At 71.9% G+C, this 21,767-nt stretch carries 20 protein-coding genes; 13 read left to right on the top strand and 7 right to left on the bottom strand.

Translation table 11 applies throughout. The annotated features are described in order from the left end of the window. Nucleotides 1-100: 100 nt before the first annotated feature. The 10 genes from ACN9MM_RS17565 (at nt 101) to ACN9MM_RS17520 (ending at nt 8,171) form a co-directional block, all read left to right on the top strand. Nucleotides 101-1,081 (top strand): Rossmann-like and DUF2520 domain-containing protein, encoded by a 981-nt coding sequence (locus tag ACN9MM_RS17565; protein WP_426364500.1) that lies wholly within the window; start codon nt 101-103, stop codon nt 1,079-1,081. Beyond that, nucleotides 1,078-2,148 carry a pantoate--beta-alanine ligase gene (gene panC, locus ACN9MM_RS17560; protein WP_426364499.1) on the top strand — a complete coding sequence of 357 codons (1,071 nt, stop codon included), beginning with the start codon at nt 1,078-1,080 and terminating at the stop codon, nt 2,146-2,148. The genes ACN9MM_RS17565 and panC overlap by 4 nt, the downstream gene beginning before the upstream one ends. Next, nucleotides 2,145-3,839, top strand: coding sequence for an L-aspartate oxidase (locus tag ACN9MM_RS17555; protein ID WP_426364498.1), 1,695 nt, complete (start codon nt 2,145-2,147; stop codon nt 3,837-3,839). Before panC ends, ACN9MM_RS17555 begins: the two co-directional genes overlap by 4 nt. Then, the gene (gene nadC / locus ACN9MM_RS17550; RefSeq protein ID WP_426364497.1) at nt 3,840-4,859 is read left to right on the top strand and encodes a carboxylating nicotinate-nucleotide diphosphorylase; all 1,020 of its coding nucleotides are present in this window, start codon (nt 3,840-3,842) and stop codon (nt 4,857-4,859) included. Beyond that, on the top strand, nt 4,859-5,665 hold the full coding sequence (locus ACN9MM_RS17545) for a type III pantothenate kinase (protein WP_329854665.1): 807 nt from the start codon (nt 4,859-4,861) through the stop codon (nt 5,663-5,665). Before nadC ends, ACN9MM_RS17545 begins: the two co-directional genes overlap by 1 nt. 150 nt (nt 5,666-5,815) lie before the next feature. Beyond that, nucleotides 5,816-6,397, top strand: a complete 582-nt coding sequence (locus ACN9MM_RS17540) for a hypothetical protein (RefSeq protein ID WP_426368765.1) — start codon at nt 5,816-5,818, stop codon at nt 6,395-6,397. Nucleotides 6,398-6,411: 14 nt separating this feature from the next. Continuing rightward, nucleotides 6,412-6,582 carry a hypothetical protein gene (locus ACN9MM_RS17535; protein ID WP_181924602.1) on the top strand — a complete coding sequence of 57 codons (171 nt, stop codon included), beginning with the start codon at nt 6,412-6,414 and terminating at the stop codon, nt 6,580-6,582. A 145-nt stretch (nt 6,583-6,727) separates the two neighbouring features. Then, nucleotides 6,728-7,147: a BlaI/MecI/CopY family transcriptional regulator gene (locus ACN9MM_RS17530; protein WP_426364496.1), complete on the top strand. Its 420-nt coding sequence runs from the start codon at nt 6,728-6,730 to the stop codon at nt 7,145-7,147. A 15-nt stretch (nt 7,148-7,162) separates the two neighbouring features. After that, nucleotides 7,163-7,681 carry an amino-acid N-acetyltransferase gene (locus tag ACN9MM_RS17525; RefSeq protein WP_426364495.1) on the top strand — a complete coding sequence of 173 codons (519 nt, stop codon included), beginning with the start codon at nt 7,163-7,165 and terminating at the stop codon, nt 7,679-7,681. A gap of 154 nt (nt 7,682-7,835) precedes the next feature. Beyond that, entirely contained in the window at nt 7,836-8,171 is a 336-nt protein-coding gene (locus ACN9MM_RS17520) for a histone-like nucleoid-structuring protein Lsr2 (RefSeq protein WP_426364494.1), read from the top strand. Here ACN9MM_RS17520 and ACN9MM_RS17515 read toward each other — a convergent pair. Beyond that, nucleotides 8,150-8,737, bottom strand: a complete 588-nt coding sequence (locus ACN9MM_RS17515; RefSeq protein WP_426364493.1) for an SCO3374 family protein — start codon at nt 8,735-8,737, stop codon at nt 8,150-8,152. The two genes, ACN9MM_RS17520 and ACN9MM_RS17515, sit on opposite strands and share 22 nt — an antisense overlap. Nucleotides 8,738-9,199: 462 nt before the next feature. Here ACN9MM_RS17515 and ACN9MM_RS17510 point away from each other — a divergent pair, with 462 nt between their 5' ends. Beyond that, nucleotides 9,200-11,722: an ATP-dependent Clp protease ATP-binding subunit gene (locus ACN9MM_RS17510; protein ID WP_382869548.1), complete on the top strand. Its 2,523-nt coding sequence runs from the start codon at nt 9,200-9,202 to the stop codon at nt 11,720-11,722. Between the two features lie 70 nt (nt 11,723-11,792). Here ACN9MM_RS17510 and ACN9MM_RS17505 read toward each other — a convergent pair whose 3' ends face one another. Then, complete coding sequence (locus ACN9MM_RS17505) at nt 11,793-14,774, bottom strand: NACHT domain-containing protein (RefSeq protein WP_426364492.1); 2,982 nt, start codon at nt 14,772-14,774, stop codon at nt 11,793-11,795. A 474-nt stretch (nt 14,775-15,248) separates the two neighbouring features. On the opposite strand from ACN9MM_RS17505, the gene ACN9MM_RS17500 reads away from it, so the two are divergent. Further along, nucleotides 15,249-15,932 carry a M23 family metallopeptidase gene (locus ACN9MM_RS17500; RefSeq protein ID WP_426364491.1) on the top strand — a complete coding sequence of 228 codons (684 nt, stop codon included), beginning with the start codon at nt 15,249-15,251 and terminating at the stop codon, nt 15,930-15,932. A 14-nt stretch (nt 15,933-15,946) separates the two neighbouring features. On the opposite strand, the gene ACN9MM_RS17495 is transcribed toward ACN9MM_RS17500, so the two are convergent. Next, nucleotides 15,947-16,501 carry a TetR/AcrR family transcriptional regulator gene (locus tag ACN9MM_RS17495; protein WP_426364490.1) on the bottom strand — a complete coding sequence of 185 codons (555 nt, stop codon included), beginning with the start codon at nt 16,499-16,501 and terminating at the stop codon, nt 15,947-15,949. A 101-nt stretch (nt 16,502-16,602) separates the two neighbouring features. On the opposite strand from ACN9MM_RS17495, the gene ACN9MM_RS17490 reads away from it, so the two are divergent. Beyond that, on the top strand, nt 16,603-18,186 hold the full coding sequence (locus tag ACN9MM_RS17490; RefSeq protein WP_426364489.1) for an MDR family MFS transporter: 1,584 nt from the start codon (nt 16,603-16,605) through the stop codon (nt 18,184-18,186). A 52-nt stretch (nt 18,187-18,238) separates the two neighbouring features. Here ACN9MM_RS17490 and cseC read toward each other — a convergent pair whose 3' ends face one another. From cseC to ACN9MM_RS17470, 4 genes are read right to left on the bottom strand one after another with little or no spacing between them, the layout of a single operon-like run. Then, nucleotides 18,239-19,555, bottom strand: a complete 1,317-nt coding sequence (cseC, locus tag ACN9MM_RS17485; RefSeq protein ID WP_426364488.1) for a two-component system sensor histidine kinase CseC — start codon at nt 19,553-19,555, stop codon at nt 18,239-18,241. A 44-nt stretch (nt 19,556-19,599) separates the two neighbouring features. After that, on the bottom strand, nt 19,600-20,304 hold the full coding sequence (cseB, locus tag ACN9MM_RS17480) for a two-component system response regulator CseB (RefSeq protein WP_426364487.1): 705 nt from the start codon (nt 20,302-20,304) through the stop codon (nt 19,600-19,602). 43 nt (nt 20,305-20,347) lie between these two features. Next, nucleotides 20,348-21,094 (bottom strand): hypothetical protein, encoded by a 747-nt coding sequence (locus ACN9MM_RS17475; protein WP_426364486.1) that lies wholly within the window; start codon nt 21,092-21,094, stop codon nt 20,348-20,350. Beyond that, nucleotides 21,082-21,654, bottom strand: coding sequence for a SigE family RNA polymerase sigma factor (locus ACN9MM_RS17470; protein ID WP_382872225.1), 573 nt, complete (start codon nt 21,652-21,654; stop codon nt 21,082-21,084). The genes ACN9MM_RS17475 and ACN9MM_RS17470 overlap by 13 nt, the downstream gene beginning before the upstream one ends. Nucleotides 21,655-21,767: the final 113 nt, after the last annotated feature.

The raw sequence follows: 21,767 nt of genomic DNA, 5'->3' as shown, positions 1-21,767 counted from the left end.
ACCCTGTGGACAGGCCACGGAGCGCCGCGAAACGCTGGCGTAGCATGACCAGAAATCGTCCGGTACCCGCCGAGGACTGGAACGGAAGGCCGTCCCCACCGTGAACGCACCAGCAGCGCCAGAGCCCAGAGCGTCGGAGCCCCGGGCCGAGGACCGACCCGCCCGCCTCACCGTCGGAGTCGTCGGCGCCGGCCGTGTGGGCCCCGCCCTCGCCGCCGCGCTCCGGCTCGCCGGGCACCGCCCCGTCGCCGTCTCGGCGGTCTCCGACGCCTCCCGCCGCCGCGCCGCCGAGCTCCTGCCCGACGTCCCGGTCGTCGAGCCCGCCCGGGTCCTCGCGCTCGCCGACCTGGTCCTCCTGACCGTCCCGGACGACGCGCTGCCGGGCCTGGTCGAGGGCCTCGCCGACACCGGGGCCGTACGGCCGGGGCAGCTGCTCGTGCACACCTCCGGGCGGTACGGGGTACGGGTCCTCGACCCCGCCCGCCGGGCCGGCGCCCTGCCGCTCGCCCTGCACCCCGCCATGACCTTCACCGGCACCGCCGTCGACGTCCAGCGGCTCGCCGGCTGCTCCTTCGGGGTGACCGCGCCCGAGGAGCTGCGGCTCGCCGCCGAGGCGCTGGTGATCGAGATGGGCGGCGAGCCCGAGTGGATCGCCGAGGAGGCCCGGCCGCTCTACCACGCGGCCCTGGCCCTCGGCGCGAACCACCTGGTCACCCTGGTGGCCCAGTCGATGGAGCTGCTCGCCAAGGCCGGGGTCGCCGCCCCCGACCGCATGCTGGGCCCGCTCCTGGGCGCCGCCCTGGACAACGCGCTGCGGTCCGGGGACGCGGCCCTGACCGGGCCCGTCGCGCGCGGTGACGCCGGTACGGTCGCCGCGCACGTCGCCGAGCTGCGCAAGCACGCGCCCGGCACCGTCGCCGGCTATCTGGCGATGGCCCGCACCACCGCCGACCGGGCGCTCGCGCACGGCCTCCTCAAGCCCGAGCTGGCCGAGGACCTGCTGGGCGTGCTCGCCGAGCAGCCGAGCGGCGCCGCCCACCCCGCCGACCCCGCCGACGGGCCGCAAGGAGAAGACCGATGAGCCTGTTCGCCCGTGACCGCGCCGACGCAGGCCGGGACGTCCGCCACCGGCCCGCCGAGGTCCTCCGCACGGCCGAGGACCTCGCGGACGCGGTCGCCCACCGGGGCGCGCCCGGCGGCAACGCCGTGGTCATGACCATGGGCGCGCTCCACGAGGGGCACGCCACCCTGATCCGGGCCGCACGCGAGCGCGTGGGCGCCAAGGGGTTCGTCGTCGTCACCGTCTTCGTCAACCCGCTGCAGTTCGGTGCCGGCGAGGACCTCGACCGCTACCCCCGCACCCTCGACGCCGACCTGGCGCTGGCCGCCGAGGCCGGTGCGGACGCCGTCTTCGCGCCCTCGGCCGACGAGGTCTACCCGGGCGGCGAGCCCCAGGTCCGGATCACCGCGGGACCCATGGGCGAGCGCCTCGAAGGCGCCTCCCGGCCCGGCCACTTCGACGGCATGCTGACCGTCGTCGCCAAGCTGCTCCACCTCACCGCGCCCGACCTGGCCTTCTTCGGCCAGAAGGACGCCCAGCAGCTGGCCCTGATCCGCCGCATGGTCCGCGACCTGAACTTCCCCGTCGAGATCGTCGGCGTGGAGACCGTCCGCGAGAGCGACGGCCTGGCCCTGTCCAGCCGCAACCGCTACCTGTCGGCGGGGGAGCGGCGGACGGCCCTGGCGCTGTCCCGCGCGCTGTTCGCGGCCCGTGAGCGGCTCGCCGCCCAGGAGGCGCTGCGCGCGCGTGCCGCCTCGCTGCCCGGCACCCAGGGCCGGGCCGAGAACCGCGCCGAGGCCCTGTCCCGGCTCGGCGAGGCCCGTGCCGCCGCCGACGCCCACGCGGTCGCGCAGGCCGCCGAGGGCGGCTGCGCCGACGCCGTGCGGGCCGCGGCCCGCACCGTCCTGGACGAGGCGGCCCGGGCCGAGCCGCCGCTCACCCTCGACTACCTGGCCCTCGTGGACCCGGCCGACTTCACCGAGGTCCCCGACGGCCACGACGGCGAGGCGATCCTCGCCGTCGCCGCGCGCGTGGGGAGCACGCGGCTCATCGACAACATCCCCCTGACCTTCGGAGCCGACAAGTGACCGGAATACGGCTGCACGCGCCCGCGCCGGGCTGGGACATCGACGCCGATGTCGTCGTGGTCGGCTCGGGGGTCGCCGGCCTCACCGCCGCCCTCCGCTGCACCGCCGCCGGGCTCCGCACGGTGGTCGTCACCAAGGCCCGCCTCGACGACGGCTCCACCCGCTGGGCCCAGGGCGGCATCGCCGCCGCGCTCGGCGAGGGCGACACCCCCGAGCAGCACCTCGACGACACCCTCGTCGCCGGTGCCGGGCTGTGCGACGAGCGAGCCGTGCGGGCCCTGGTCACGGAGGGCCCGGACGCCGTCCGCCGTCTGATCTCGACGGGCGCCGACTTCGACAAGACCTCCGACGGCGAGATCGCGCTGACCCGGGAGGGCGGCCACCACCGCCGCCGGATCGCCCACGCGGGCGGGGACGCGACCGGCGCCGAGATCTCCCGCGCGCTGGTCGAGGCGATACGGGACCGGGGCGTGCGCTTCATCGAGCACGCCCTCGTCCTGGACCTCCTGACGGATGCCGAGGGCCGCACGGCCGGCGTGACCCTGCACGTCATGGGCGAGGGGCAGCACGACGGTGTCGGCGCCGTCCACGCGCCCGCGGTGGTCCTGGCCACCGGCGGCATGGGCCAGGTCTTCTCCGCCACCACCAACCCGGCCGTCTCCACCGGCGACGGCGTCGCGCTCGCGCTGCGCGCCGGGGCCGAGGTCTCCGACCTGGAGTTCGTCCAGTTCCACCCCACGGTGCTCTTCCTCGGGGCCGGCGCCGAGGGCCAGCAGCCGCTGGTCTCCGAGGCGGTACGGGGCGAGGGCGCCCACCTGGTCGACGCCGGCGGCGTCCGCTTCATGCTCGGGCAGCACGAGCTGGCCGAGCTCGCGCCCCGGGACATCGTCGCCAAGGCGATCACGCGCCGGATGCTGGAGCAGGGCACCGACCACATGTACCTCGACGGCCGTCACTTCGGCGCCGAGATGTGGGCGGAGCGCTTCCCGACGATCCTGGCGGCCTGCCGCTCCCACGGCATCGACCCGGTGACGGAGCCGATCCCGGTGGCCCCCGCCGCCCACTACGCCTCTGGCGGCGTCCGCACGGACCTGCGCGGCCGGACCACCGTGCCGGGCCTGTACGCGTGCGGGGAGGTCGCCTGCACGGGCGTCCACGGCGCGAACCGGCTCGCCTCGAACTCGCTCCTGGAGGGCCTGGTCTTCGCCGAGCGGATCGCCGAGGACATCACGGCGGCGGCCCCGCGCGTGCCGGGCGCCCCGGTGTCGCACCCGGCCCCGGTGACCCTGCCGCTGCCCGTGGCCGGCGCCCGGACCCGTATCCAGCGGATCATGACGACCGGTGCGGGCGTGCTCCGCTCGGAGGCCAGCCTGCGGGAGGCCGCCGAGGCCCTCGACGGGCTCCACAGCGACGCCGTGGCGGGCGGCGACGACGACACCAAGGCGGCCGAGCCGGGCGTGGACTCCTGGGAGACCACCAACCTGCTGTGCGTCGCCCGGGTCCTGGTCGCGGCGGCCCGCCGCCGCGAGGAGACCCGCGGCTGCCACTGGCGCGAGGACCACCCCGACCGCGACGACGCGGACTGGCGCAAGCACCTCGTCGTCCACCTCGCCCAGGGACGGACCCTGGAGGTCCGCACCACCGACACCTTCGACTTTCCCCCCACCCTCGACGCCCCCAGGGAGCCGTAAGTGAGCACGCCCGAGGAAGCCCGTCCCGAGCCCGTGGACGTCCCTCTCATCCAGATCAACACGGTCTCCTCCGACGAGACCGGCGGCTGCGGCGACGGCTGCGGCTGCGGTGGCGGCGAGGAGTTCGAGTGCGGTCTCGACCCCGCCCTCGCCGAGCTGCTCGCCGACGCCGGGCTCGACCCCGTCCAGGTCGAGGACATCGCCCACCTGGCGATCGCCGAGGACCTCGACGGCGGGGTCGACGTCACGACGGTGGCGACCGTCCCCGAGGACGCCGTCGCCACCGCCGACTTCACCGCCCGCGAGGCCGGTGTCGTGGCCGGTCTGCGGGTCGCCGAGGCCGTCCTGTCGATCGTCTGCACGGACGAGTTCGAGGTCGAGCGGCACGTCGAGGACGGCGAGCGCGTCGAGGCCGGCCAGGTGCTCCTCAGCGTCACCGCCCGCACCCGCGACCTGCTCACCGGCGAGCGCAGCGCGCTCAACATCCTCTGCCGCCTCTCCGGCATCGCCACCGCCACGCGCGCGTGGGCGGACGTCCTGGAGGGCACGAAGGCGAAGGTCCGCGACACCCGCAAGACGACGCCGGGCCTGCGCGCCCTGGAGAAGTACGCGGTCCGCTGCGGCGGCGGCGTCAACCACCGCATGTCGCTCTCCGACGCGGCCCTCGTGAAGGACAACCACGTGGTGGCGGCCGGCGGCGTCGCCGAGGCCTTCAAGGCCGTCCGCGAGCTGTTCCCCGAGGTGCCGATCGAGGTCGAGGTCGACACGATGCACCAGGTCCGCGAGGTCCTGGACGCGGGCGCCGACCTGATCCTGCTCGACAACTTCACCCCGGGCGAGACCGAGGAGGCCGTCGCCCTGGTCGCCGGCCGGGCGGTCCTGGAGTCCTCGGGCCGGCTGACCCTGGAGAACGCCGCGGCGTACGCCTCGACCGGCGTCGACTACCTGGCGGTCGGCGGCCTCACCCACTCCTCCCCGATCCTCGACATCGGCCTCGACCTGCGCGAGGTGCGCTCCTGATGCTGCTCACCATCGACGTCGGCAACACGCACACGGTGCTCGGTCTCTTCGACGGTGAGGAGATCGTCGAGCACTGGCGGATCTCCACGGACCCGAGCCGTACCGCCGACGAGATGGCGGTCCTGCTCCAGGGCCTCATGGGTATGCACCCGCTGCTCGGCGTCGAGCTGAGCGACGGCATCGAGGGGATCGCCATCTGCGCGACGGTCCCCTCGGTGCTGCACGAGTTGCGCGAGGTCACCCGCCGGTACTACGGGGACGTGCCGGCGGTCCTCGTGGAGCCCGGTGTGAAGACGGGCGTGCCGATCCTCACGGACAACCCCAAGGAGGTCGGCGCCGACCGCATCATCAACGCGGTCGCGGCCGTCGAGCTGTACGGCGGCCCGGCGATCGTCGTGGACTTCGGCACGGCGACGACGTACGACGCGATCACCGCCCGCGGCGAGTACGCGGGCGGGGCGATCGCCCCCGGCATCGAGATCTCGGTCGAGGCGCTGGGCGTCAGGGGCGCCATGCTCCGCAAGATCGAGCTGGCCCGCCCGCGCAGCGTGATCGGCAAGAACACGGTCGAGGCCATGCAGTCGGGCATCGTCTTCGGGTACGCGGGCCAGGTCGACGGCGTGGTGGCCCGGATGAAGCGGGAACTGGTCGGGCCGAAGGGCGACCCCTCCGACGTGACGGTGATCGCGACCGGCGGTCTGGCGCCGATGGTCCTCGCCGACTCGAAGGAGATAGACGAGCACGAGCCCTGGCTGACCCTGATCGGCCTGCGTCTGGTCTACGAGCGGAACGTGTCCCGGATGTAGGGACGGTTCTCGCCGCCGCTGTCGGGACGGTTCTCGCCGCCGCAGGGACGGATGATCGTCTCGGCGCGCCGAAAATGATCGCTAAGAGGAAATTGTCCGATTAGCGCGTATCGTCGGCCCATGCCCACGCCATACGGATCCCGCGGCGGCATGGCGTTCAGCGCGGACGAGCTGCGTGTGCTCCGCCGTGCCCTTGCCATCGCCCTCCACCCCGCCCCCCTCCAGGACGAGGACGTCCAGGACTGCCTGCGCCTGGCCGCATCCGTGGACGAGGCGGTACACGAGGCGGGCCGGCTGCGCGCCTTCCTCCTCGACGACCTGGCCCGCTACCGCGAGGCGCTGCCGGGGTCGCTCAGCGGCTACCTGGAGCTCCTCCGGGACGCGCTGGCCGCCGGCCACGACCCCGGAGCCGACGACCTCGCCGCCCTGCGCGCGCTGCGCCGCAACCCGGCCGCCGCCGAGCTGCTCGCCCGCTGCCAGGTCCTCGCCGAGCGCTCCGTACGCGCGCGCCTGGCCCGGGTCTCCCAGGCCACCGCCTCGACCGCCCCCCTCGCCTCCTCCCCCTCCCGGGCCCGGCTGCTCGCCCTGCCCGGCGGGCGCGCGGCGGGCGACGAGCCCAAGCCGACCCCGCCCCCCCCGGCCGAACGGCCGGTCCCCAAGCCCTCCGAGGTCTTCCCGCCACGCCGACGCCCCGTTCCCCCGCCCCCGCCCGAGGAACGAGCGGCCGGATAGCTACTCTGGACGGCATGGACTACGTATCCGCGCTCCTGCCCCCCGTCGTGATGGCGGCGTTCTTCATCGCCCTCGTCACCGTGATCGTCAAGAGCCAGGGCGGCCCGAACAAGGCCAAGGAGGACGCGGTCGTGGACGCCGCGCTCGCCCGAGCCGAGGCCGCCCGCCAGGCGGACGGCTCCTGAGGGACCGTCGGGCCCTTCCCGGCGGCTCCGGCCGGCCCCGTACAGCAGTGCCGAGGGTGTGCGACCGCTTCCGGTCGCGCACCCTTTTTGTCGCGCCAAGCCGGAAATAGCCGTTTATGGCCGTTTCTCCCACTAGGGTGACAGGGTGCCCCGCCCCCTGGGAGAACTCGAAGACGCGGTCATGACGCGCGTCTGGCAATGGAACCGCCCGGTCACCGTCCGGGAAGTCCTGGAGGACCTTCAGCAGGAACGGTCCATCGCCTACACCACCGTCATGACCGTCATGGACAATCTTCATCAGAAGGGCTGGGTCCGCCGGGAGGTCGAAGGCCGCGCCTATCGATATACGGCGGTCTCCACCCGCGCCGCCTACTCCGCCGCGCTGATGAACGAGGCCTGGTCGCAGAGCGACAACCCCGCCGCCGCGCTCGTCGCCTTCTTCGGCATGATGTCCCCGGAACAGCGCGAGTCGCTGAACGACGCCATCCGGATCGTGCAGCGGGACAACCCGCTCCCCGCCGCCCCGCGGGAGGCCGAGGGTGACGAAGGGGCGCCCCGCCCGTAGCGATAGCGTCCCCCCATGTCGACCTCCGCCAAAGCCGTCACCGTACGCCGGGCCCGCACCAGCGACGTGGCCGCGGTCCGCCGTCTCGTCGATCCTTTCGTGCACCGCGGCATCCTGCTCGACAAGGCGACCGTGACCCTTTACGAGTCCATCCAGGAGTTCTGGGTCGCGGAACGCGACGAGGACGCCACCGTCGTCGGCTGCGGCGCACTCCACGTGATGTGGGAAGACCTCGCCGAAGTCCGTACTCTCGCCGTCGATCCCGAGTTCAAGGGAGCCGGCGTCGGACATCAGGTGCTCGACAAGTTGTTGCACACCGCCCGATGGCTCGGGGTGCGGCGGGTATTCTGCCTGACCTTCGAAGTCGACTTCTTCGCGAAGCACGGCTTCGTCGAGATCGGCGAGACCCCGGTGGACGGAGATGTCTACAGCGAGCTCCTGCGTTCCTATGACGAGGGAGTCGCCGAGTTCCTCGGTCTCGAACGAGTGAAGCCGAACACCTTGGGCAACAGCCGGATGCTTCTGCACCTGTGACGCGGAACCCCGGGACTCCTCTCACGGAACCCTATGTCCGAATCGCGCACGTTTCCCGCGTTCCCGGGGTTCTGAACCTCTCCCAGGGGTTTGTGTTTTTCCGGGAAAAGCGGTTTCCTTTCCGCGTACTGCATTTTCGATGAAAGGAAATCCGGTGGCACAGAAGGTTCAGGTCCTTCTTGTCGACGACCTCGACGGCGTCGAGGCGGACGAGACCGTGACGTTCGCGCTGGACGGCAAGACCTACGAGATCGACCTCACCACCGCCAACGCGGACAAGCTCCGTGGCCTGCTCGAGCCGTACACCACGAGTGGCCGTCGCACCGGCGGCCGCACCACCGCCGGCCGCGGCAAGGGCCGCGCCGCGGCGACGGGCAGCCAGGACACCGCGAAGATCCGCGCGTGGGCCAAGGAGAACGGCATGAACGTCAACGACCGCGGTCGCGTTCCCGCCGACATCAAGGCTGCCTACGAGGACGCGAACCGCTGAGGCGACAGCTGCTGAGCCGCCCCGCGGGTACGGGCACTCAGCAGCCGCACCCGATGGCACTCCGCGGCGGCGGCTGCCACGAGACGTACCAGGCAGGGGGCGCCCGCAACGCCCCACGGCGCCGAGCGCAGTGCCGGCAGCGAGGACTCGGCCTCGCGGCCCGGCACGGGCGCCCGCAGCCACACCGCGGCGCCCGGCGCGCCGGAGCCGCCCCACCCCGGGGGAAGGGGTGCGGTCATCCGGCCGTCGGCACCGAGGATCGCGAGATCCAGCGAGATCCCGCCCCACTCCAGCCAGTCGAGGAGTCCCGGCAGCTCCTCCGCGCTCCCCGCGGCGACGAGCAGCCCCATCCGGCGCCCCAACAAGGCCACCGGCCCCGTGGCCGCGCCCATCCGGCGCAGCACGCCCCGGCCGGCCGCGGCGGGCACCTCCAGGACGTCGAAGCGCAGCCCCGTGGCGAGACCCACCGGCGGGCCCGCGACCGTGGCCCAGCCGAGCCCGTCCTCGTACCACCGCGCGATCCCGCCGTCGGACGGCGTGCGGGGCAGCGGGACGGTGAAGGCCATGCCCGGGGAACTCCCGGGAAGGCACGTTGGTTACGCCCGCCGGTGACCCACGGTCCCCGCGCGAACGCGCAAGGTGTCCGTGATGGGGCGTACGCGTGCATTCGGCAGCGCAAGGGTGTTCGCTGGTAGCGGAGGGAACCGGGGTGCGCCGCATGGAGTGTCAGTGCTTACGGGTAAGACATTCCTAGTGGAGAGGGGCGACTCGCGGGCTTCGGCGTCTCACGTTCGCCATCGGCGTACTGAAGACGCGGGTAACTACTTGGCCTGCGGGAACATCGTCTCGCACCATCGGGTTGGAGCATTTGTCGGCTGTTCGGCAGCAGGTCTCCCCGCTGAAGAGGGGGTGATCCGGACGGATGTCGGCAGTTGGAATGAGCGGTCCCCGCTTGCGGGACTAAGCTGCGGAAGGACAGGGAGGGGATCGACCCCTAACTGACTGACCGCTCTGAGGAGCGATTAACGATGTTCGAGAGGTTCACCGACCGCGCGCGGCGGGTTGTCGTCCTGGCTCAGGAAGAAGCCCGGATGCTCAACCACAACTACATCGGCACCGAGCACATCCTTCTGGGCCTTATCCACGAGGGTGAGGGTGTCGCCGCTAAGGCCCTGGAGAGCCTCGGGATTTCGCTCGAGGCGGTCCGCCAGCAGGTTGAGGAGATCATCGGGCAGGGGCAGCAGGCCCCGTCCGGCCACATCCCCTTCACCCCGCGTGCCAAGAAGGTCCTGGAGCTCTCGCTCCGTGAGGCCCTCCAGCTCGGCCACAACTACATCGGCACCGAGCACATCCTGCTCGGCCTGATCCGCGAGGGCGAGGGCGTCGCCGCCCAGGTCCTCGTGAAGCTGGGCGCCGACCTCAACCGGGTGCGGCAGCAGGTCATCCAGCTGCTCTCCGGCTACCAGGGCAAGGAAGCCGCCACGGCCGGCGGTCCTGCCGAGGGCACCCCCTCGACGTCCCTGGTCCTCGACCAGTTCGGCCGGAACCTCACCCAGGCGGCCCGCGAATCCAAGCTCGACCCGGTCATCGGGCGCGAGAAGGAGATCGAGCGGGTCATGCAGGTGCTGTCCCGCCGCACCAAGAACAACCCGGTCCTCATCGGCGAGCCCGGCGTCGGCAAGACCGCCGTCGTCGAGGGCCTGGCGCAGGCCATCGTCAAGGGCGAGGTGCCCGAGACCCTCAAGGACAAGCACCTCTACACCCTCGACCTCGGCGCGCTGGTCGCCGGCTCCCGCTACCGCGGTGACTTCGAGGAGCGCCTGAAGAAGGTCCTCAAGGAGATCCGCACCCGCGGCGACATCATCCTGTTCATCGACGAGCTCCACACCCTCGTGGGTGCGGGCGCCGCCGAGGGCGCGATCGACGCCGCCAGCATCCTCAAGCCGATGCTGGCCCGCGGTGAGCTCCAGACCATCGGCGCCACCACGCTCGACGAGTACCGGAAGTACCTGGAGAAGGACGCGGCCCTCGAGCGCCGCTTCCAGCCCATCCAGGTCGCCGAGCCGTCGCTGCCGCACACCATCGAGATCCTCAAGGGTCTGCGCGACCGGTACGAGGCCCACCACCGGGTCTCCATCACCGACGAGGCCCTCGTCCAGGCCGCGACCCTGGCCGACCGGTACATCTCGGACCGCTTCCTTCCGGACAAGGCGATCGACCTGATCGACGAGGCCGGCTCCCGGATGCGCATCCGCCGGATGACCGCGCCGCCGGACCTCCGCGAGTTCGACGAGAAGATCGCCGGCGTCCGCCGCGACAAGGAGTCCGCGATCGACTCGCAGGACTTCGAGAAGGCCGCCTCGCTCCGCGACAAGGAGAAGCAGCTCCTCGCCGCGAAGGCCAAGCGGGAGAAGGAGTGGAAGGCCGGCGACATGGACGTCGTCGCCGAGGTCGACGGCGAGCTGATCGCCGAGGTCCTCGCGACCGCCACCGGCATCCCGGTCTTCAAGCTGACCGAGGAGGAGTCCTCGCGTCTGCTCCGCATGGAGGACGAGCTCCACAAGCGCGTCATCGGCCAGAAGGACGCCGTCATCGGCCTCTCGCGGGCCATCCGCCGTACGCGTGCGGGTCTGAAGGACCCGAAGCGCCCCGGTGGCTCGTTCATCTTCGCCGGTCCGTCCGGTGTCGGTAAGACCGAGCTTTCGAAGGCGCTCGCCGAATTCCTCTTCGGCGACGAGGACGCGATGATCTCCCTCGACATGTCGGAGTTCAGCGAGAAGCACACGGTTTCCCGCCTCTTCGGTTCGCCGCCCGGATACGTCGGCTACGAAGAGGGCGGCCAGCTCACCGAGAAGGTGCGCCGCAAGCCGTTCTCCGTCGTCCTCTTCGACGAGGTCGAGAAGGCCCACCCCGATATCTTCAATTCCCTTCTGCAGATCCTGGAGGACGGTCGCCTGACCGACTCCCAGGGCCGGGTCGTGGACTTCAAGAACACGGTCATCATCATGACGACCAACCTCGGGACCAGGGACATCTCGAAGGGCTTCAACCTGGGCTTCGCCGCCCAGGGCGACACGAAGTCCAACTACGAGCGGATGAAGGCGAAGGTCAGCGACGAGCTGAAGCAGCACTTCCGCCCGGAGTTCCTCAACCGTGTGGACGACATCATCGTCTTCCCGCAGCTGACGCAGGAGGACATCCTCCAGATCGTCGACCTGATGATCGGCCGCGTCGACGAGCGCCTGAAGGACCGGGACATGGGCATCGAGCTCTCCCAGTCCGCGAAGGAGCTGCTCGCCAAGAAGGGTTACGACCCGGTGATGGGCGCCCGGCCGCTGCGCCGGACGATCCAGCGCGAGATCGAGGACACGCTCTCGGAGAAGATCCTCTTCGGCGAGCTGCGCCCCGGTCACATCGTGGTCGTGGACACCGAGGGCGAGGGCGAGGAGCGCACCTTCACCTTCCGCGGCGAGGAGAAGACGGCCCTGCCGGACGCCCCGCCGATCGAGGCGACGGGCGGCACGGGCCCGAACCTGTCGAAGGACGCGTAAGGCGTAGCGCCTGCACAAAGGGGCGGCCCCGGAACCTGACGGTTCCGGGGCCGCCCCTTTTCGCGTTCCGTCAGGAGAAGGTGATCTGGATGTCGGGCGGGAGGTGCTCTGCCCCGTGGAGGGCCACGCCGCGGCCGAGGATCTGTCGCAGGGCAGGGAATGCCGCTGCGGCCGGTTCCAGGGAGTGGGAGGTGCGGGCGCCCGGGAGAAGGTGCAGGGCGCCGACGGCCGGAAGCACGACATCAGCCGGGCAGGAGCCCATGGAGTCGGCATCGATGACGAGGGACGTGAGGTGGGGGAGCGCGGCCAGTTCCCGCCATGAGTCGGCGGTCAGGGCGCCGGATCCCAGCGCGAGGTGGTGGAGGTCCTGATAGCGGGCGATCCCTCGCAGTCCGCCCTCCGGAGAGAACCTGAAGAACAGCCGCTTCAGCGGTGCCGTGGCCGGAAGGCTGGCGAGCCGCAACGGCACCTCACGGGGAAGCTGAAGGGACAGCACTTCGAGGTTGTTCTGCGAGGCCACCGCCTCCAGGGAACGGCCCGCCGCCGCCCTGGCGAGCACCAGCTGACGCAGGTCGCAGTGAGCGAGGAGCGCGGTCGCCTGTTCGTCCGAGACGGCCTCCTGGATTTCGAGCTGGTCCGGGCGAAGACCGAGGCGGAGGAGCTCCACCGCCCGTCCGTCGTCGGTCAGGAGGAAGCGCAGGGCGGTGGGGTCGAGGCGGGCGATGATCGACTCGGTGTACGGGCGGGCTTCGAAGCGCTGCCACCCCCATACGAGCTGCGCCCTGACGTCCAGGGCGGGATGGGTGGCGAAGCGGGCCAGGTAGGGGATGGCGGCGTCCACAGTGATGTGGGTCGCCGTGATCACCACCATCTCCGCCTCCTCGTCGCTCAGGCCCTCTGGTCCGGGGAGCAGATCGAGGACCAGTCGGCCCACCGCGGCGAGCTCGCGGGCCTCGTCCGGATCGCCTGGGGGGATCACCTCGGCCGTGCGGGCCAGGACCTCCTCCCGTACCGCTGGGGGCACTTCCGTCGCGTGCTCCAGGGCGGTCGCCGCGAGGAGCACCAGGCGGAGCAGGGTCTGCGGGTCCTGGGCCCGGTCCGCCGCACCCAGCAGCTCGCGCAGGATCTCCGCGCACTCGCGCGGCCGGGCGTGGCCGACCGCCATGCGGATGACGTCCTCCCACTGGTCGTCCGCCGCGTGCCGGACCAGGACGCCGATGTCCCAGTGGTCCACCAGAGCCTTGGCCGCCAGGTAGTCCTGGAAGGTGCGGTGGACGAAGTCGATCGTGTCGGCCGTCGGTTCCCGCAGGAGGCCGCTGCGGTGGAGGAGGTGGGTGAAGACCGCGCCCGGGTCGTGGGCCGAGGCCTCCTGGATCGCCGGGACGGCCTCCGCGACGATCGACTCCGCGTGGGCGCGGTCCAGCTGTGTCCGGCCGTTCAGCGTCAGCCAGTACGCGAGCCGCTGGATCAGCTGGATCTGTGGGGCCTCGTCCAGGACGAGGCCGGACGGGGCGCCCATGTCGCGCTCGCGGTCGCGGCGGGAGAGGAGCATCGACAGGGCGGCCTCGTAGAGCGCCTTGCGGCCCCGGGGCAGGAAGCCGCGCCGGTCGCGGTGGAGGGCGCAGACAAGACCGCACATCAGGGGGTTGGTGGCGAGCTGGGCCACGTGCTCGGCGGTACGGAGCGCGTCGAGCAGCGGCTGCTCGTACGGCGCGGCCTCCGGGCCCGCGGCCCGGTGCCAGCGGCGGACGAAGGTGGTGACCTCCGAGGGGGACATGGGGGAGAGCGCCAGCTCGGCGAAGCCCTCGGGGGCCAGCCAGTCGTCCCGTACGGCGGTGGGGCGTGAGGTCACGAGCCAGCGGTTGCCCTCGTACGTGTCGAGGAGCGCGCGGAGCCAGTCGCGGGCCCGGCCGCGCTCGGCCTCGGGGATCTCGTCGATGCCGTCGACGAGGACCACGCCCCGCCCGGCGGCCAGGACCCGGTCGGCCCAGCCTTCGGGCGCGGTGAGCGGGCAGCCGGCGGCGGAGAGGAAGCGGTCGGGGGCCGGGAGCCGCTCGCCGTGGCGGGTGAGGGCGCGCAGGGGGAGGACGAAGGGGATGCGGCCGTGGAGGTAGCCCATGCCGTCCGCCGCCGGCGTCTCCGCTGCCGCGGAGGTCGTCAGCCACTGGACGAGCGTCGTCTTGCCCGCGCCCGCCGCTCCCCGCAGGAGGACCTTGTCGTGGCGGGCGAGTGCGAGGTCGGCGCGGGTGACGGCCAGGTTCCGCCGCTCCTGGGGGTGGAGGGGGTCCGCCGGGTCCGCCCCGTGGTCCCCCGGGCCCGGCCCACGGTCGGCCGGCCCGGCCCCGGTCGTCTCCAGGGACAGGTAGGCCACGTCCAGGGGCCAGCGGTCCGGTGAGTCGTGGAGGTCGATGCCGTAGATGGTGAGGCGGCCGTGCTTCTTCGCCAGGTGGGCGAGGTAGCGGCGCTCGAACTCGGCGTCGTGGCCGTCCGCCCGTGGTGTCCGGCGGATGACCTCGTCGATCTTCGCGATCAGCTCCGCCTGCCCCCGGGTCTGCTCCACCAGGCTGCGGGCGACGAACGTCGAGCGCTGGGTGAAGAACTCCAGGATGTGGAGGCAGGCCCACTCGGTCATCGACTCCAGGTAGAGGACCGAGTCGGTGGAGAGGCCGTCGGGGGCGGGTGCGGCGGTCCGCAGGCGGCGGGCGAGGTCGTGGTGGCCGAGGCGGACCGCCTGGACGTCGTCCATGTCGAGGTCGCCGAGGGCGAGGAGGGTCGTCCCCAGGGTGTGGGCGACGGCCTCGGTCTCGTCGGCGGGGAACGGGGCCTCGCCGGGCCCGCCGCCCGAGCGCTCGACGAGGGCGGCGGCGAGCTTCCGGACGTCCTTCTCCGCCAGCGTGCGCTTCTCGCCGCGGAAGGAGACCAGGGAGGAGAGCCGGACGGCCCGCGCCTCGCCGGTGAGCCCGGCCCCTGGACCGTCGCTGACCAGCAGTTTCTTCAGCAAGGGGCCGATCGCTGCCGAAGCGAGGCGGGTGCCGATGAGTGCCGGTTCCATGTCTGTCCCCCTGAAGATCCCCGAATCGGCCAGCGTAGTGCGGGACGGGGTTCCGGGCGGCTCGGTTGCGTGACCCAGGTCCCATGGGGGGCGGGGCGCTGGTGACAAGGCGCACAGGGGTTTTGGAGGGTACTAGGCGGGATAGTGGCTCCCGTCGGGGGTGAACCGGGATGTTTAGGGATCAAGTGTCAGGACTTTGGTCCCGAGGCGCCCGAACCGGGCACGGGGCCACGATTCGGGCACTTCCGTCCCCCCTCGACATGCGGATAAACCGTATCCGTGGGGTCGTTTTGTCCGATTTCGTGAAGTCGTCCGCCGGGTGTCAAGGCCCGCATTCCGCCGGAGATCGCTACGACGCGATGTCGTAGATGGGGTGTTTTGGGATGGGCTGGGGCTCGGGTTACCAAGGATGAGCAAGCCCGACGCAGCGACAGTCCGCGTCGGGTCCCGTACTTCCCGGAGGTTTTCCCCCGTATGTCGAAGCGCGTCATGAACCCCGCCGCCCGTATCACCGCCGTTGCTCTCGTCACCGCGGGTCTGGGAGCGTCGCTGGTGGCCGGAGCAGGGTCCGCCTTCGCCGCCGAGGGCAAGGCCGCCGCCCCGGTCGCACTGACCGCGTCCGCCGCCGTCGCCGCCCAGGCCGACGCCCAGGCCCACGTCGCCGCCCAGGTGAAGGCCGCCGTCGCCAAGGCCGCCGCCGTGAAGGCGACGCCCGTGAAGGCCGTCAAGAAGGCCACCCCGGCCTGGGTCAAGCCGGTCACCGCCTACGCACTCAGCGCCAGCTTCAACCAGGGCGGCGCCATGTGGGCCCACAAGCACTCCGGCCAGGACTTCGCCGTCCCGGTCGGCACCCCGGTCAAGGCCGCTGCCGCGGGCACCGTGGTGAAGGCCGGCCCGAACGGCGGCGGCGACGGCCCCGCGTACGGCAACGCGATCGTCGTCCGGCACGCCAACGGCACGTACTCGCAGTACGCCCACCTGTCGAAGATCCAGGTCAACATCGGCCAGAAGGTCGGCGCCGGCCAGCAGATCGCCCTCTCGGGCAACACCGGCAACTCCTCCGGCCCGCACCTGCACTTCGAGATCCGTACGACCCCGAACTACGGCTCCGCCGTCAACCCGATGGCGTTCCTGCGCGCGCACGGCGTCGGCGTCTGACGCACCCGGTCGGTTCAGGCCCGGTGGGCCTGCTCGATCAGATCGAGGGCGACCTCGAGGACGGCTTCCTGCTTCTCCTCGGGGTCGCCCTCGACGTTCTCCATGAAGAAGGTGCCCGCGTGCAGCGCGAAGATCGCGCTCACCGAGCGGACCCGGTCCTTCATCGGCGCCTCGGGCTCCTGGATGAACTGGTTGAGCGCGATGAAGCGCTCCTTGAAGGTGAGCCCGATGCTCAGGTCGCGCACCGTCGCCTGGTTCTCGTGCATGAAGCGGAACAGCGGGGCCGCGGCGAGCAGGGCCTCGTGGTAGCGGCGGAGGATCTCCTTCTTGGTCTCCAGGGTGTGCGGCTGCTCGGCCGCCCAGGCGACCAGCTCGTCGATCGGGCGCGCCAGGTCCTGGAAGATCCCGATGATGATGTCTTCCTTGGTCTTGAAGTGGTAGTAGAGCGCGGCTTTCGTGACGTCCAGCCGCTCCGCGATCTCCCGCAGCGAGGTCTTCTCGTAGCCCTGCTCGGCGAAGAGTTCGAGAGCCACGTCCTGGATGCGCTGGCGGGTGTTGCCTCGGGCCATGGCTGCTCTCCACTTTCCAGAAAACTTACTTGACGACCGGCTAGTGACCGGCCTACCTTCCTCAGTGTAGTAACTAGCCGGGCGGCAAGTAAGGGATCGAGATGGCGACGAAACAAGACGTTCAAGCAGCACAGGGGGAGGCTGCGGACCCGCAGCCGCGCAGCGTACGCGTCGTCCTCCTCGCCCTCATGATCGCGATGCTGCTCGCGATGCTGGACAACATGATCATCGGCACCGCGATGCCGACGATCGTGGGCGAGCTCGGCGGCCTGGAGCACCTCTCCTGGGTCGTCACCGCCTACACCCTGGCCACCGCCGCCTCCACCCCCCTCTGGGGCAAGCTCGGCGACATGTTCGGCCGCAAGGGCGTCTTCCTGACGTCGATCGTGATCTTCCTGATCGGCTCGGCGCTCAGCGGCATGGCCCAGGACATGGGCCAGCTCATCGGCTTCCGCACCATCCAGGGCCTCGGCGCCGGCGGTCTCATGGTCGGCGTCATGGCGATCATCGGCGACCTGATCCCGCCCCGCGAGCGCGGCAAGTACCAGGGCATGATGGCCGGCGTGATGGCCCTCGCCATGATCGGCGGTCCCCTCGTCGGCGGCACCATCACCGACCACTGGGGCTGGCGCTGGTCCTTCTACATCAACCTGCCGCTCGGCGTCGTCGCGCTCGCCATGGTCACCACCGTCCTGCACCTGCCGAAGAAGCAGCGCGCCACCGGCACCCGGATCGACTTCCTCGGCGCCGCACTGCTGACCGCCGGCATCACCGCGATCGTCCTCGTCACCACCTGGGGCGGCACGGAGTACGCCTGGGGCTCGGCCACCATCGTGGGCCTCGCGGTCGGCGGCGCCGCCGCGCTCGCCGCCTTCCTCTTCGTCGAGACCCGGGCGAGCGACCCGATCATGCCGCTGCACATCTTCCGCAGCCGCAACTTCACCCTGATGTCCCTGATCGGCTTCATCACCGGCTTCGTGATGTTCGGCGCGGTCCTCTACCTGCCGATCTTCCAGCAGTCCGTCCAGGGCGCCTCGGCCACCAACTCCGGTCTGCTGCTCCTGCCGATGCTGCTGTCGATGATGGTCGTCTCGCTGCTCGTCGGCCGCTTCACCACCAGCACCGGCAAGTACAAGGTCTTCCCCATCGCGGGCGGCGCGCTCATGGTGGCCGGCCTCTTCCTGCTCTCCACGATGGACACCGGCACCTCGCGCCTGGTCTCCGGCATCTGGATGGCCGTCCTCGGCGCCGGCATGGGCTTCCTCATGCAGATCACCATGCTGGTCGCCCAGAACAGCGTGGAGATGAAGGACATGGGCGTCGCCTCCTCCTCCACCACCCTCTTCCGGACCCTCGGCTCCTCCTTCGGCGTCGCGATCATGGGCGCGCTCTTCACCAGCCGCGTCCAGGACGAGATGGCCTCCCGCGGCGGCGGCGGGCTCACGGAGCGGACCGCCCAGCTCGACGCGGCGAGCCTCGCCAAGCTGCCGGCCGCGCTCCGCGAGGCCTACCAGCACGCGGTCGCCTCCGGCACCCACGGCGCCTTCCTGGTCGCCTCGGCCGTCGCCGTCCTCGGCTTCGTCCTCGCCTTCTTCGTCAAGGAGGTGGCGCTCCGCGGCGCCGGACCGGCCGCGGCCCCCAAGGCGGAGTCCGGCGACACGGCGAAGGTCGCCGAGACGGTCTGATCATCCGTACGACAGTGGGGCCGGTCCTGGAGAAGGACCGGCCCCACCTCGTTCACTCCGCCAGCCTCAGGATCGGGAAACTGCCCGTGTTCGTCGGCGCGTGATCCGGCAGCCACAGCACCGCGATGGCGCCGCCCACCCCGTCCGGAGCGCCCTCCGAGGCCACGTTCCGGAAGGTCAGCCGGGCGCCCAGCACCCGGGCCTGGCCCGCCGCGATCGTCAGGCCCAGGCCGTGGCCCTGGCCCGCGCGGTCGCTCGTGCCCGTACGGAACCGGCTCGGGCCCTCCTTGAGGAGCGCCTCCGGGAAGCCGGGACCGTGGTCGCGGACCCGGACCACCCGGCCCTCGACGGTGACCTCGACCGGCGGCTTGCCGTGCTTGGCCGCGTTGGCGAGGAGATTGCCCAGGACGCGCTCCAGGCGGCGCGGGTCGGTGTTCACCCAGGACTCGTGCACCACCCGGACGACGACCTCCGGGTCCAGGGCCCGCACCCGCCGCTCCACGAACTCGCCGAGCGCGATCTCCTGGAGCTCGGCCCGCTCCGACGCGCTGTCGAGCCGGGCCACCTCCAGGACGTCCTCGACCAGCGTCCGCATGGCCTGCGCCCGGTCCCGTACGAGCTCGGTCGGACGCCCCGGCGGCAGCAGCTCGGCCGCCGTGAGCAGCCCGGTCACCGGGGTGCGCAGCTCGTGCGCGATGTCGGCGGTGACCCGCCGCTCGGCTTCGATCCGCTCGTTCAGGGCGTCGGTCAGGGCGTCCACCGCCCAGGCCAGGTCGTCGGTCTCGTCCCGTACGACTCCGCCGACGGCGTCCCGCACCCGTACGTCCGTGTTGCCCTGGGCCACCCGGCCGGCCGCGACGGCGGCCTTCCGCAGCCGCCGCGAGAGCCCGGCGCCGATGAGGACCCCGAGAGCGCAGCCGCCGAAGACCACCGACACCGAGCCGATGACGAGCGCCCGGTCCAGATCGTTCATGATCGTCGCGCTGCGGTCGGCGAAGGGGATGTGCAGCGACAGCACGTCGCCGTTGGCGAGCGGCACGGCCGCCCACACGTCCGGCGGCCCGCCGTGCCGGTGCTCCTGCACGTACGTCCCGCGCCGCTTGTCCCGCATCAGCTGGTCGAGCTGGTCCGGCAGCGCGGGGTCGTTGATCTTCGTGCCGAAGCGGGGCTCCTTCGGCTTCGACGTCTCGTACATCCGCTGGGCGAAGAGCAGCCGCTCCATCTGCACCTCGCGCGCGTTGTCGAGCATCGAGATGCGCGCGGCGTTGTGGACGACGATGCTCAGGGTCACCGCGATGAGCGCGCCGACCGCGGCGATGGCGACGGCGATCTTCCACCGGACCCCGGTACGCAGGGGGAGCAGCTTCACCGGCACGGACCCGTCTCGCGGGGTGTCTTGTCGATCATGCCGGGCTAGCTCTTGAGCTTGTAGCCGAAGCCGCGCACGGTCTCGATCCGGTCCTGGCCGATCTTGGCGCGCAGCCGCTGCACATGGACGTCCACGACCCGGGTGTCACCGCCCCAGCCGTAGTCCCAGACCCGCTCCAGGAGCTTGTCCCGGGACAGCACGGTGCCCGGCGCCGAAGAGAACTCCAGGAGCAGCCGCATCTCGGTCGGGGTCAGCGCCACCGTCGCCCCGCCCTTGCGGACCTCCATGCCCTCGGTGTCGACCTCCAGGTCGCCGAAGGAGAGCAGCCCGCCGTCGGCCGCCGCCTCGTCCCCGCGCTCGCCCGCGCCGGGGCCGCCCGCGTGCCCGAAGCGACGCAGCACGGCCCGGATGCGGGCCATCAGGACGGAGCCGTCGAAGGGCTTCGTCACGTAGTCGTCGGCCCCGGCCTCCAGGCCCAGCACGACGTCGATCGAGTCGGCGCGCGCCGACAGCATGATGACGGGCACGGTCGACTCGTCGCGGATGCGACGGCAGAGGCTGACCCCGTCCATGCCGGGGAGCATCACGTCGAGCAGCGCGATGTCCGGCCGCTGCGCCCGGAAGGCGTCCAGGCCGGAGAGCCCGTCGGGCATGGCGGTCACCCGGAAGCCGTCCCGCTCCAGGGCGAGCTGGGTGGCCTCACGGATGACGTCGTCGTCCTCGACGAACAGGACATGGGTTTCGGCCATCGTGCGTGCCCTTCCGGGTCGGTGCGTTCTCTCGGTCCACGGCTCAGTCGGCGGGGGGCGCGCTCGGCGCCGGCTCGGCGCCCTCGCCGTCGCCGACGGCCCGGCTGTAGTCGTTGTGCACCCAGTCGTGCTGGGTGAACCTGCTCCCCGACCAGCGGTATGTGATCACGTCCTCGCCCGAGGGGTACGCGACCGGGTCGCCCTTCGCGTACACCTGCTTCGTGACGACGAGGTCGCCCCGGTCGATCGTGGCGTAGACGGCTGCGTCCTCGGCCATGAACACGTTCTCGTACCGGTCGCTCTGCTTGCGGTACACGTACGTGCCGATGCCGACGGCATCGCCGCAGGTCATCACGTTGACGACGACGTCGGGGGCGGGGGAGTTCGTGAGGTTGCCGTAGGAGGCGTCCACCGGGTAGGCGTCCGCGACGCACGGCTTCAGATCGGTCTTGAGCCGCTCGCCGATCTTCGGGTCGGCCTTCAGGAGCGCTATCGGGTCCACCCGCTCGGCCGACTGCGGGCCGGCGTCGGCGGAGACGGAGGGGGTGGGCGCCGCGGCGGCGACCTCGTCCGTGCGGGCCGCGCCCTCGTCGCGGGAGCCGGTGCCGCCGGTGGAGCAGGCGGCCAGGGACAGGCCGACGGCGACGAGCCCGGCCGTCGCCGTGACGCTCGCCGCCCTGGCGGCACGCCGCGGGCGGCGGCGCCCGGTCTCGTACCGGTCGTCGCCGCCGCTCGTACCGCGCAGGCCGTCGTACGGTCTGCCGTCCGGTTCGCCGTCTAGGCCGCGCACCGCTCCCGACCCCCTTCGTCGCCTCGTACGGTCGCCCGCTCCCCGGTCCGGCCCAGGGCACGGGCGTCGAGGTCACGGCTCTCCAGCTCCTGACGGAGCCGGGCGAGCGCGCGGTGGAGCGTGGACTTCACCGTACCGGTCGACATGCCGAGCGCCGCCGCCGTCTCCTCCGTGCTCATCTGCTCCCAGTGACGCAGGACGACGACGCTGCGCTGCTTCGGCGCGAGGACCTTCAGGATGTCCATGAGGAGGGCGCGGTCGGCGTGCTGCTCGGTCGGGTCGTCGACGCTCGCGTCGGGCAGCTGCTCGGTCGGCACCTCTTCGAGCTTGCGGGAGCGCCACCACTCGGTCCGGGTGTTGATCATGACCCGGCGCAGGTAGGCGTCGGCGAGGGACTTGTCGGCGATGCCGTCCCAGCGGCCGTACGTACGGGCCAGGGCCGTCTGGAGGAGGTCCTGGGCGTCGACGGGGTCGGCGACGAGACGGCGGGCACTGCGCAGCAGCGCATCCTGCCGCGTGCGTACGTACTCCTCGAAGTCGAGCACCTCGCCGTGCCTCATCCGAACCGCCTCCGATCCCCGTGACCTGCTTCGTTCCTCGTGTCGTCGATGACGCTACGGAGCGGTTGTCACGGGGCTGTGCGGGGCAGCCGTCGGTCGACGCACGGCTACCC

This window comes from Streptomyces sp. E-08 (assembly GCF_049913095.1).
Classification (GTDB): Bacteria; Actinomycetota; Actinomycetes; order Streptomycetales; family Streptomycetaceae; genus Streptomyces.
This window is presented reverse-complemented; position numbering and strand designations above follow the sequence as displayed.

Excerpts from the sequence above, each read along its gene's own strand:
- panC (WP_426364499.1), top strand. The coding sequence starts at position 1,078 with ATGAGCCTGTTCGCCCGTGACCGCGCCGACGCAGGCCGGGACGTCCGC.
- ACN9MM_RS17545 (WP_329854665.1), top strand. The coding sequence starts at position 4,859 with ATGCTGCTCACCATCGACGTCGGCAACACGCACACGGTGCTCGGTCTC.
- ACN9MM_RS17540 (WP_426368765.1), top strand. The coding sequence starts at position 5,816 with ATGGCGTTCAGCGCGGACGAGCTGCGTGTGCTCCGCCGTGCCCTTGCC.
- ACN9MM_RS17535 (WP_181924602.1), top strand. The coding sequence starts at position 6,412 with ATGGACTACGTATCCGCGCTCCTGCCCCCCGTCGTGATGGCGGCGTTC.
- ACN9MM_RS17525 (WP_426364495.1), top strand. The coding sequence starts at position 7,163 with ATGTCGACCTCCGCCAAAGCCGTCACCGTACGCCGGGCCCGCACCAGC.
- ACN9MM_RS17515 (WP_426364493.1), bottom strand. The coding sequence starts at position 8,737 with ATGGCCTTCACCGTCCCGCTGCCCCGCACGCCGTCCGACGGCGGGATC.
- ACN9MM_RS17510 (WP_382869548.1), top strand. The coding sequence starts at position 9,200 with ATGTTCGAGAGGTTCACCGACCGCGCGCGGCGGGTTGTCGTCCTGGCT.
- ACN9MM_RS17505 (WP_426364492.1), bottom strand. The coding sequence starts at position 14,774 with ATGGAACCGGCACTCATCGGCACCCGCCTCGCTTCGGCAGCGATCGGC.
- ACN9MM_RS17500 (WP_426364491.1), top strand. The coding sequence starts at position 15,249 with ATGTCGAAGCGCGTCATGAACCCCGCCGCCCGTATCACCGCCGTTGCT.
- ACN9MM_RS17495 (WP_426364490.1), bottom strand. The coding sequence starts at position 16,501 with ATGGCCCGAGGCAACACCCGCCAGCGCATCCAGGACGTGGCTCTCGAA.
- ACN9MM_RS17490 (WP_426364489.1), top strand. The coding sequence starts at position 16,603 with ATGGCGACGAAACAAGACGTTCAAGCAGCACAGGGGGAGGCTGCGGAC.
- cseB (WP_426364487.1), bottom strand. The coding sequence starts at position 20,304 with ATGGCCGAAACCCATGTCCTGTTCGTCGAGGACGACGACGTCATCCGT.
- ACN9MM_RS17470 (WP_382872225.1), bottom strand. The coding sequence starts at position 21,654 with ATGAGGCACGGCGAGGTGCTCGACTTCGAGGAGTACGTACGCACGCGG.